Raw genomic sequence first — 9,731 nt, forward strand, 5'->3', positions numbered from 1 at the left:
TTACCATATTTTGGGTTATTTTTATCACCTCTTTCTTAACATTCAACACTTCTGGATCAGTTTATGTCCTAACGTCCTTGGCGGTTGCTATAACTAAAGCTCTAAACCGTTTTTTTGCAGTCTCTTAAACGGGTCTAAAATAAAATCAATTACTCGGCGTTGACGGACAATCACCTCTGCATTTGCGGTTTGACCAGGTGTTAAAAGAATAGGTTGATCGCCATTGGGAATATATCTTTGCTCTATGGCGATTTCTAATTCAAAGGTTTCTAGGTTTCCTTGGGGTGTCTGGTTAACCTGAGAATCTGGTGAAATCCAAGTCAATTCACCTTGAACAATACCGTGTTCCTGAAAGGGGAAGGCATCAAACTTGATTTTAACAGGCATTCCCACTTGCAAAAAGCCGCTTTCTTGAATCGGTATCTGGGCTTTGAGGATAACTTCACTATCTTGGGGTGCAATGTGAGCGATTCTCTGACCGGGTTGTACTACCTCTCCCGCCTTAGTCACAGGTAATTCAAAAATTATGCCATCAATAGGCGATCGCACTACACGTTGTTCTATTTGCAATTTAATGGCTGTAATTTGGCTCCTAGTTTGGGTAATTTCCGATTCTATGGCCGCAATTTGCCTTTCTATATCTTTGAGTTGTTCCTCTTGTCTAAGAACTGCTAACTTACCAGCTTGTAATAAACTCTGATAACTATTTTCTTCCCCTTCTAATTGCAGACGTGCTTGTGTGATATCAGACTGTAACTGATTCATGATCGATTCATAGCGGTTCGTCTCTTCCGCCAAGCGTAATTCTGCCTGTATGACATCTGCTTCCGCTCTTTGGTAAATGCGGCGGCTTTCTTGTTCTTCTTTTTTCAATTGGTCAACTTGATTCAGAGCAACCGCACCATCATTAACAAGTTGCTGAAAACGTGCCACCTGCCGAGAATCTATACTTAAACGAGCTTCAGAGGCACTCTTGTCATTTTCGGTAATCCGAATTTGCTGTTTTACCTGATTGAGTAATGCCTCTCTTTCTAAATTTTGTAGGTCATAAGTAATTTGTTTAACACTCAGGTTTTGCTTGGACTGATTGACTTGAGAAATCTTTTCTAGGGCTTGAGATTGGTTTTGTTGTTCCTGAATATTCAGGGTTGACTGTAGTTGATTTTTGAGGATATTTAACTGTGTTTGTTGGTTAATTAGTCCAAAAATCTTAGCCTCAGCTTGCTGAAGTTCTGTCTGCAAAATATCAGAATCAAGTTCTAGTAAAACCTGCCCCGCTTTCACAGTATCACCTGCTTTAACTTGGACAAATTTAACGCTCCCTCCGGCTGGGGAATCTAATTTTTGTGTTGCACCTTGAGGTTCTATCCGTCCTCTAGCACTGCCTGTTTCATCTACCTTCGAGAGTGTTGCCCAAGGTAAGACAATGACAGCAAAACCCACCAGCACATATAATACACCACGAGTCCAGAGCTTTGGTAAAGCGTCCAGTAGTTCCTCGGTTCCATAATACAAATCAGGGGTTTTATTTTCTGGGGCTTGTTCTTTTAATTCAATGCTTTTTTCATCGGGATGAATATAAATTTTATAGTCATCTTTCTGAAGTGCCGATGAGGAATTAGGAGAGGTATAAGGCATAATTTGTAATTTGTAATGGGCTACGCCCCGCTTCGCTAACGTAATTCGTAATTAAAGAACTTTTTTAGAAAAATACCCCAAAATCTTTCATGTAATTAGGAATAATTTCCTTGATCCTTTAATTATTAACTGTGTTAAACTGCGTGATTCATTTGTTGGGAATTGAGATAGTAATAATGTCCTTTTTTGGCAATTAATTCGTCATGAGTACCGCTTTCTACTAAAATTCCGCGATCTAATACCAGAATTAAATCTGCATTGCGGACTGTAGATAAACGATGGGCAATAATTACGCTAGTACGTCCTTGGAGTATGGTTTTGAGGTTGTTTTGAATAATGGTTTCTGATTCTGAGTCTAGGTGACTGGTGGCTTCATCAAATAGCAATAATCGCGGATTACCGAGTAAGGCTCTAGCAATGGCTAGACGTTGGCGTTGTCCACCAGAAAGCATTCCGCCACCTTCACCAATTTGGGATTCGTAACCCATTGGTAGTTTTTGAATAAATTCATCTGCACCTGCTAATTCTGCGGCTTGAATAATTTCTTCTAAAGTAGCGTCTGGATGAGCGATGCAGATATTTTCTCGGATGGTACTACCAAACAAAAAGGTATCTTGATCAACTACACCGACTTGCGATCGCAACGATTGCAACGTAATATTAGTGATATCACAACCGTCAATCAGCACCTTTCCATCTGTGGGTGGATATAAACCCAAAATTAACTTACTCAATGTAGTTTTTCCCGAACCACTGCGCCCTACTACTGCGACCATTTGATCAGGTTGAATTTCTAAAGTAATATTTTCCAGGATGTTAGTTTCAGTTTCTGGATGATAGCGAAATGTAACATTTTCAAAGCATATCTGTCCGCACAATCTCCCTAAAGGCTTACGGGGTTTCTTTTGCAAATCTTCTTCTGGTGCTGCTTCCAATACATCATTAATCCGTTCAGTGGAAATAATAATTTCCTGCAACTCATTCCACAAGGTTGATAGTCTTTGAAAGGGACTCAAAACGTTACCTACCAACATATTAAAAGCTACCAATTGCCCAATTGTAAGTTCTCCTTGAATCACTTGCCATGCCCCAAACCACATCAAAGAAGCATTAACAAAGGTATTAATCGTGCCACTAATAATTTGTAGCCGATTTCCAATGATTTGGGCATTAAAACCTTTTTTAACTAAATCATGTAGCAGTTCTTCCCAACGCCAGCGTACTGTCTGTTCAATGCCCAATGATCGCACTGTCCGTATTCCGGTGAGAGATTCAATCAGATAACTATTTTCTTTAGCGCCAGCATTAAAAATCTCTCTAGAAATGCGGCGTAAAATGTTGGTACTAGCCAATGCCAAAATAAAAAATGGCGGTACTGTCACCAAGACAAATAAAGCCATACGCCAGCTATACCAAAACATCATGGCTAGATAAACTACTAATGTCAGCATATCTAGGATGATGGAGAGGGTTTCGCCAGTGAGGAAGCGTTGAATTTTTTGGTTTTCTTGAATCCGAGAAACAATATCTCCGACATAACGGGACTCAAAATAAGCTAGAGGTAAACGCAAGGTATGTTGAATAAAACCGACCAGAAGGGAAATGCTCACACGGTTGGCTGTGTGGTCTAAAAGATATTGCCGGACTCCATTCATAGCAATACCAAATAACCCAAATACAATCATTCCAATACCTACGGCGTTTAAGGTGGGAATGCTGCGCTGTACTAAGACTCTATCTAGTAATAACTGGGTGAATACTGGTGTAACTAAGCCAAATAATTGAATGATGATACTGGCTATGAAGATTTCTAAGAGTACCCAAGAGTGGGGTTTGACTAACTCAAAAAACTTCCAAACGTTGGTTTTTTCGTCTTTGGTTTCTTGCAGTAAGGCTGTAGGTTGGAGTAATAAAGCATAACCAGTCCAACCCTGATTAAATTCCCTTTTTGTTAGTTTACGTTGACCGATGGCGGGATCACAGACAATTACTTGTTTTTTAGTGATTGCATAAACAACAATAAAATGATTTCCTTCCCAATGTGCGATCGCCGGTAGAGATTGTTCTGCTAATTTATCAAAAGTAGCCTTCACCGGACGACTGGCAAAACCCAAGTTTTCGGCGGCGCTGGCTATGGCTCGTAAAGATGCACCACTGCGGCTGACATTGGTCATTTCCCGCAAGCGATTTACACTCAAGCGTTTACCCCAATAGTTACCAATCATCACCAAGCAAGCACAACCACAATCTGAGGCGCTTTGTTGAGCGTAAAAAGGATAGCGTTTGCTCAAATATTGCCACCAATGTCCGATTCTGACTTTCGGAGTAGGAAAGTAGGGTAGGGCGTTTTTCTTCTGTGGTGGTACTTCTGATTCTCGCTGGGGAAAGGGAATAATTTTAGCGATGGACTTTTGGCGAGGTTTTCGGGATGGGGAAGAACCAATTCTTTTTCCCGTCTCTACATTAGTTTGCTCGCGGTGCGGTGCAAAGGACGCTAATTCCTGACAGTGTTCCAGTGCTATTTGCCAATTAGCTTGATTGAGGATGTAAGCAATTGTCGGCTGTATCACCTGCCAATCTCCTGGTTTTGGTGCAGCCGAGATGATTCCTGGTGTTAAAGATTCACTCACCCCATGGCGGATTTCACCTTTGTACAACAGCCATAATTGGGAGTTGGGAAATTGTGTATTGACAGTATCTGGCTGTAAATGATGTCGTTCAAATAGAGATAAAGCCTTGATTATCCCAGGGACTTGGGCTGTGTGTCTAGGAAATTGGGAATTTTTCCGACATAACAGCATTAAATCCCAAATCTCTGCATTATAGAACAGGCGATCGCGGATTTGAGGATACTTATCCATTAACCCTTGCAATACCTCTTGTCTGAGATATCCCAGTTCTAAATTTGTCGAAGCTCTCGCGGTATAATGACTAAAGTTTTCCTCTGGAAATAAAGTCATTTCACCAAATGAAGATGAAGCGGAAAGAGTAGTAATTAAATCATCATTACTATCTGATAATCTGACTTTACCTGCAAGAATAATATAAATACCCGCGTTCATTTCTGCGGATTTCCAGAACTGCTTTGCTACTGCTGGGTCTACAAATTCTATAGATGCTAAACACTTTTGCAATTCTGGTTCTAATAACGTTGCGCCTAAAGTATCTGTAATTTTGGCACTTAAATGTTGCGGAAAAAATACCTGTGTCATTACCTAACCTCCAAAACAAATATCGCCATAGTCATCCGCTTTGATTTTTGAACTTACTTGTTATAGCCGTAGCTGGGAAGTAAACAGTAAAAACAGCTTTTTAAGTTGTCAGCGCTTTGCGCTGACAACGCCAACAGAAATCAAAAACGGACATGATATGAATTGTCAAAACCTGATTTGGGGTAAATAAAAACTTGGTATAGTTGGGGAGTGGGGACTGGGTTAAGACCCTTTTGGTGTCTCGGTTTTATAAACCCCGCCCTTAAGGGCAATGTCTTATGTTCTAACCTCCTTGGCGGTTGGTATACATTTAACTTTAAAGCTCTACTTTATTCATTATTTACTTTTAGGACTTACGCAATAACTATCACTTCGGCAAGCTCAGGGCATCGCAGTGACCACTGAAATCCTCGTGACTTCTTGTCATTTGTGTTCCCAATACCCAGTTATAGCAGTAATTATTAATATGATATTTTTTAATATCATATTTGTGATCATCTTGATAACTAACCACTAATTTTGTAGCAGGTTTTTAGTCTTTATGTCACGCCATGATGGCAAAAGTTATGATTAATATATTATTTCTACCTCACCCCACTAGCGAAGAGGAAAACTAGATTTCTGGTTAAATGCTACTTAGACATATTGATATTAATAGAACTTACGCAATAACTCTTACTTCGGCAAACTCAGGGCATCGTAGTAACCACTGAATCCTTCTTAATTTAGTGTCCTTAGTGTGCTAGCGGGGGGCATACGCTGCGCGGTAAGCGAAGCTATGCCGAAGGCTTTATGTGGTTTGTTTATTCCTGATTTTGCGTAAGTCATGATTTAATTTATAAGCTGTTACGCAATCAAGGTTTTAATCACCAGAAAATATATCTGATCAGCCGGAGGTTTCGCTCTGGGAATTGGCGGCGGCTTATGGTTTTGCTTTGGTAAAAATCATCCCTTTGTGGATGGTAATAAGCGTACAGCTTTTATGGCAATGTATGTTTTTTTGGGGTTGAATGCTTATAGTTTCAATGCACCGGAGCTGGAAATAGTTCTAGTGATGGAGAGTTTAGCATCTGGGGAGATTGATGAAAATGCTTTGCAGATTTGGTTAAAAAAATATGCTGACCAATTGCCATAAACGAGAAGAAATAAGCCTCAACCCTTGCATGATAAACGCATTGCGTCATAACTTCTTACCCTTGTGGAATAAAACAACTCGGCTGAAGGGTGGGGTTTATTGTTGGTTTTGCGGTAATTTTTTCGCCCAGGAGTAGGAATCCCGTCACTTTAAGAAACGGGAGTTTTCAGGTTAGACTTTGGCTTCTAAAGACTTGAGCAATTCAGTATTTACACCAGACTCACGCGTCAGGGCTATTTTGCCGGTGCGGGCGATTTCTTTCAGACCAAATTTTTGTAATACTTGGACGATCGCCACCATTTTACCAGGATCTCCCACAACTTCTAAAGTCAGGGAATCTTCCGCGACATCTACCACTCGCGCCCGAAAGATTTGCGCTAATTCCACTACTTCTGAACGATTGCTGCTGGTAGCACTCACTTTCAAAAGCATCAACTCTCTTTCTACACAAGGAGTTTCGGTGATATCTTGTACTTTGAGGACGTTGACCAATTTATACAGTTGCTTGGTGAGTTGCTCAATCACGCGATCGTCTCCAGGTACAATCATCGTAATGCGCGAAACTCCTCCTTGCTCTGCTGGACCAACTGCGAGGCTTTCTATGTTAAAGCCTCGACGCGCAAATAAACTGGAGATACGGGATAGAACCCCCGCCTCATCTTCTACCAATACTGAAAGGGTATGTTTCATCTTTGCCAACAGAAGCTCAGGCAAGCATCTTAACTAATTTGACATTCCCCCCACTGTAACAAATGTGCGATCGCATATTTTCACGAGTATCAGGGGATTCTTGCTTCCCATCGGAATATTCTGAGTACAGAAATCTAGTTCTGAGAACTAGCAAACTAATAGCTTTTGATCTCTGACACGCTTTAGCAATAGCAAAAATAATACCATATTTTCCCCGGAATACTTGCACTCTTAATTTTTTTCTTCGGAAATATCACCCAAATGATATAGCAGTTATGCACTTCAATGAAGTACATCATAGCGCTCTCCTCGCTTGCGGGGAGGGGGTTGGGGGTGGGGTTCTCATATCTCACTTAACTGATAACCTCTATAGCCAGTTCCCACTCCCCCGGTAGATGACTAGAATTTGTTGATCTGGTAACATTCAGATGTCAGAGATACCTAAGCAAAAATCGGAGCAAAACTGTTATGAGTTGGTTAAAAAGAATTTTTGGACTTGATAAACCAAAAAATGCCCAAGTAAATCCTCAGCCACAAGCAGCACCAGCAAGTGCGCCTCAACCAAGTACACCCACTGCTGCTCCTGCTACTACAGAAACAATTGCACCAGAACGGTTGGGACTAAATGGAGAATATGACCAAAGTGGTTTAGCCAAACGGGTTGCATTGGCTTTTGATGAACATTCCGAGTTAACAGATATTGAGACTCTCTGGGTGGCTCAAACTGGCGGTATGGTGGTATTGAAAGGAAAAGTTCCCACTGAGGCTATCCTGAATAAGATGATTGCAGTAGCGGCTGCGGTCAATGGTGCTAAAGGTGTTAATACTGACGAAGTGAGTATTGGGTAATTCGTAATTACTCTTTTCCTCGGAAATGCTACGGGAACATAATTACGAGACTACGAGAATTTTGTTAATTGGTGATTTGATTGTGATTGTTTCTGTTAATCCAATCTAGAATCACTTGATTAATAATTTCTGGACATTCATCATGGGGGCAATGGCCGACATCTTCTAAGTTGAGAAGTTCTAGCTGCTGGTTGTATTGAGTAAATCTCTGTGCAAGTGCAGGCGGGACGAATTTGTCCTTTTGCCCCCAAATTAGTAGCATTGGTACTGTGACAGTGGGTAAAATAGCTTTGACACTAGGACTAAAGTTAACTGCGATCGCAGCTCGAAACAAGGCACTAAAAGCACGGGCTGAACCCCTATCCTGCGGTGGCCCTGTTAAAATATCTACCAATTCATCAGTAATGGCTTCCGGATTAGCATAAGCCAAACTAGCCCAACGACGCACAAAGTTAGGTCGGCGCACGATACTAAATAGAGGTTTAAGAATCAACGGCGAAGCTACTAATTTTTTAATTCCCATCACCACAGGGCGCAGAAAGGTTGGTATAGCTTCTTGTTCTAGAGATGGATCTGGTAAACTCATCATTACTATACCCTTAACCATTTCTGGATGAGCAGCCGCAGCCGCTAAAGAAATGAGTGAACCGTTGGAATTACCAACTAATATCACTGGTTCCCGAATAAAGGCTTGCCAAAATTCATATACCTGCTCTACCCAAAGTTCTATACTGTAATTAGCTGGTGCTTTTCTAGAGGCTCCGAAACCCAGCATATCTAGGGCGTAAACAGTATGGTGTTCGCCTAAGACTGCTAAATTATGCCGCCAATGTCCAATGGAAGCACCAAAACCATGTAGCAAAATTAACGGTGTAGTTGATTTATGTTGGCTAGGTCGAATATAAGTATAACGAGTTTGCCAGCCTCGCCACACCCAATCTCTTTGATTACCAACTCGTTCTTGCCAGTTTACTGTAGTAGTCATGTCTGCCTTCCCTTTTTAAACCCCACCCCTAAATACAGCCAGTTCCCAGTAGATAGATTTACTGAATTAATAATAAAACTCTTGTGGGATTAATATCCGGCTGTCCCCCATTGTCCAAGGTGTATGAAGTGTATTATTTGATCTTACTCCATAGCTTGTTAGCACACTTCCTCATGTCCTAGAATTTGAACAACACCTATGGAAACTCCTGTGAGCAAAAGTCCCAATGGTACAATCTCCATCTAAACCGATAACTTTAGAGGAATTTTTACAGCTGCCAGAAACTAAACCAGCCAGCGAGTACATTGATGGGCAAATTGTTCAGAAGCCAATGCCACAGGGAAAACACAGCACAATTCAAACAGAGTTATCCACTACCATCAATGTAATTCTCAAACCTCAGAAAATTGCACGAGCATTTTCAGAATTACGCTGCACATTCGGTGGACGTTCCACTGTTCCAGATATCTCTGTGTTTACTTGCAATAACATTCCCCGTGACCAAAAGGGTGAAGTTGCTAATACTTTTCCCACAGCACCTGATTGGACTATTGAAATTCTCTCCCCATATCAAAGCCAAACAAAAGTCACCAAAAACATACTTCACTGTCTTAATTATGGTACTCAAACTGTCTTAATTATGGTACTCAAATGGGTTGGTTAACGTGAGTTCGACGGAACTAAAAAATGGCAGGAGGTAGAGCAGGCAAATCTTTTGGGTAAATATCAATGGAAGGTTTTTTGGGCAAATAGGTGTAAGCGGCTAAACCAGCCATCAAGTTAACCAAAAAGTTAAATGGACTACGGTGACGAGAGTGTTCGATCCCACATTCCGCACCCTTAGCTGTCACACAGGGAAATTACGGAAACAAGAAAGAAAAATGAGGCTAAAAAATCACATATTAGCGAAAAAATACATTGGCGAAAAAGAAAAACAACAAAAATGGCATCAAAACCCATTCTCAATAAGGAGCAACAAGAATGAACACCACCTAGAGGGAGAAACAGATAAATAAATGAAGATATTTAAGATAGATACTATAAGTGAGACTAATAAATTGAAGTAAAAAACGAAATTATAGACATAGTAAAATAGAGCTATAAATCAAACAGATTAGCTCCTAAATTTGATATTAATTAAATTAATGTAGAGAAGAATTAAGTGGCTAATTGCAGAAGTGTTGAATGTTAAGAAAGAGGTGATAAAAATAACCCAAAATAT

General features: G+C 40.6%; 6 protein-coding genes and 2 pseudogenes. 3 read left to right on the plus strand and 5 right to left on the minus strand.

Annotation, left to right across the window (positions count from 1 at the left end; all coding sequences use genetic code 11):
- Nucleotides 1-93 precede the first annotated feature (93 nt).
- Nucleotides 94-1,638, minus strand: coding sequence for an HlyD family efflux transporter periplasmic adaptor subunit (locus tag ACM0OP_RS22560; RefSeq protein WP_414530654.1), 1,545 nt, complete (start codon nt 1,636-1,638; stop codon nt 94-96).
- A 134-nt stretch (nt 1,639-1,772) separates the two neighbouring features.
- Complete coding sequence (locus ACM0OP_RS22565) at nt 1,773-4,850, minus strand: peptidase domain-containing ABC transporter (protein WP_414530655.1); 3,078 nt, start codon at nt 4,848-4,850, stop codon at nt 1,773-1,775.
- Nucleotides 4,851-5,805: 955 nt separating this feature from the next.
- On the opposite strand from ACM0OP_RS22565, the gene ACM0OP_RS22570 reads away from it, so the two are divergent.
- Nucleotides 5,806-5,985: a hypothetical protein gene (locus ACM0OP_RS22570; RefSeq protein WP_414530656.1), complete on the plus strand. Its 180-nt coding sequence runs from the start codon at nt 5,806-5,808 to the stop codon at nt 5,983-5,985.
- Nucleotides 5,986-6,156: 171 nt separating this feature from the next.
- On the opposite strand, the gene ilvN is transcribed toward ACM0OP_RS22570, so the two are convergent.
- A complete protein-coding gene (gene ilvN, locus ACM0OP_RS22575; protein ID WP_414530657.1) occupies nt 6,157-6,675 on the minus strand; it encodes an acetolactate synthase small subunit in 519 nt (172 codons plus the stop codon).
- A gap of 468 nt (nt 6,676-7,143) precedes the next feature.
- Between ilvN and ACM0OP_RS22580 the strand changes: the two genes are divergently transcribed.
- Complete coding sequence (locus tag ACM0OP_RS22580) at nt 7,144-7,524, plus strand: phospholipid-binding protein (protein ID WP_414530658.1); 381 nt, start codon at nt 7,144-7,146, stop codon at nt 7,522-7,524.
- Between the two features lie 64 nt (nt 7,525-7,588).
- Here the strand turns inward: ACM0OP_RS22580 and ACM0OP_RS22585 are convergent, their stop codons facing one another.
- Entirely contained in the window at nt 7,589-8,509 is a 921-nt protein-coding gene (locus ACM0OP_RS22585; RefSeq protein ID WP_414530659.1) for an alpha/beta fold hydrolase, read from the minus strand.
- A gap of 226 nt (nt 8,510-8,735) precedes the next feature.
- On the opposite strand from ACM0OP_RS22585, the pseudogene ACM0OP_RS22590 reads away from it, so the two are divergent.
- Nucleotides 8,736-9,137 (plus strand): annotated as a pseudogene (locus ACM0OP_RS22590) (Uma2 family endonuclease); the annotation flags it as partial.
- A 52-nt stretch (nt 9,138-9,189) separates the two neighbouring features.
- Here the strand turns inward: ACM0OP_RS22590 and ACM0OP_RS22595 are convergent.
- Nucleotides 9,190-9,333 (minus strand): annotated as a pseudogene (locus tag ACM0OP_RS22595) (IS982 family transposase); the annotation flags it as partial.
- Between the last annotated feature and the right edge of the window lie 398 nt (nt 9,334-9,731).

The sequence above is a fragment of the Nodularia chucula CCY0103 genome (genome assembly GCF_963923915.1).
Lineage (GTDB): Bacteria > Cyanobacteriota > Cyanobacteriia > Cyanobacteriales > Nostocaceae > Nodularia > Nodularia chucula.

Bases quoted from the DNA above. Each gene is read 5' to 3' on its own strand.
- ACM0OP_RS22560 (WP_414530654.1), bottom strand. From the start codon at position 1,638: ATGCCTTATACCTCTCCTAATTCCTCATCGGCACTTCAGAAAGATGAC.
- ACM0OP_RS22565 (WP_414530655.1), bottom strand. From the start codon at position 4,850: ATGACACAGGTATTTTTTCCGCAACATTTAAGTGCCAAAATTACAGAT.
- ilvN (WP_414530657.1), bottom strand. From the start codon at position 6,675: ATGAAACATACCCTTTCAGTATTGGTAGAAGATGAGGCGGGGGTTCTA.
- ACM0OP_RS22580 (WP_414530658.1), top strand. From the start codon at position 7,144: ATGAGTTGGTTAAAAAGAATTTTTGGACTTGATAAACCAAAAAATGCC.
- ACM0OP_RS22585 (WP_414530659.1), bottom strand. From the start codon at position 8,509: ATGACTACTACAGTAAACTGGCAAGAACGAGTTGGTAATCAAAGAGAT.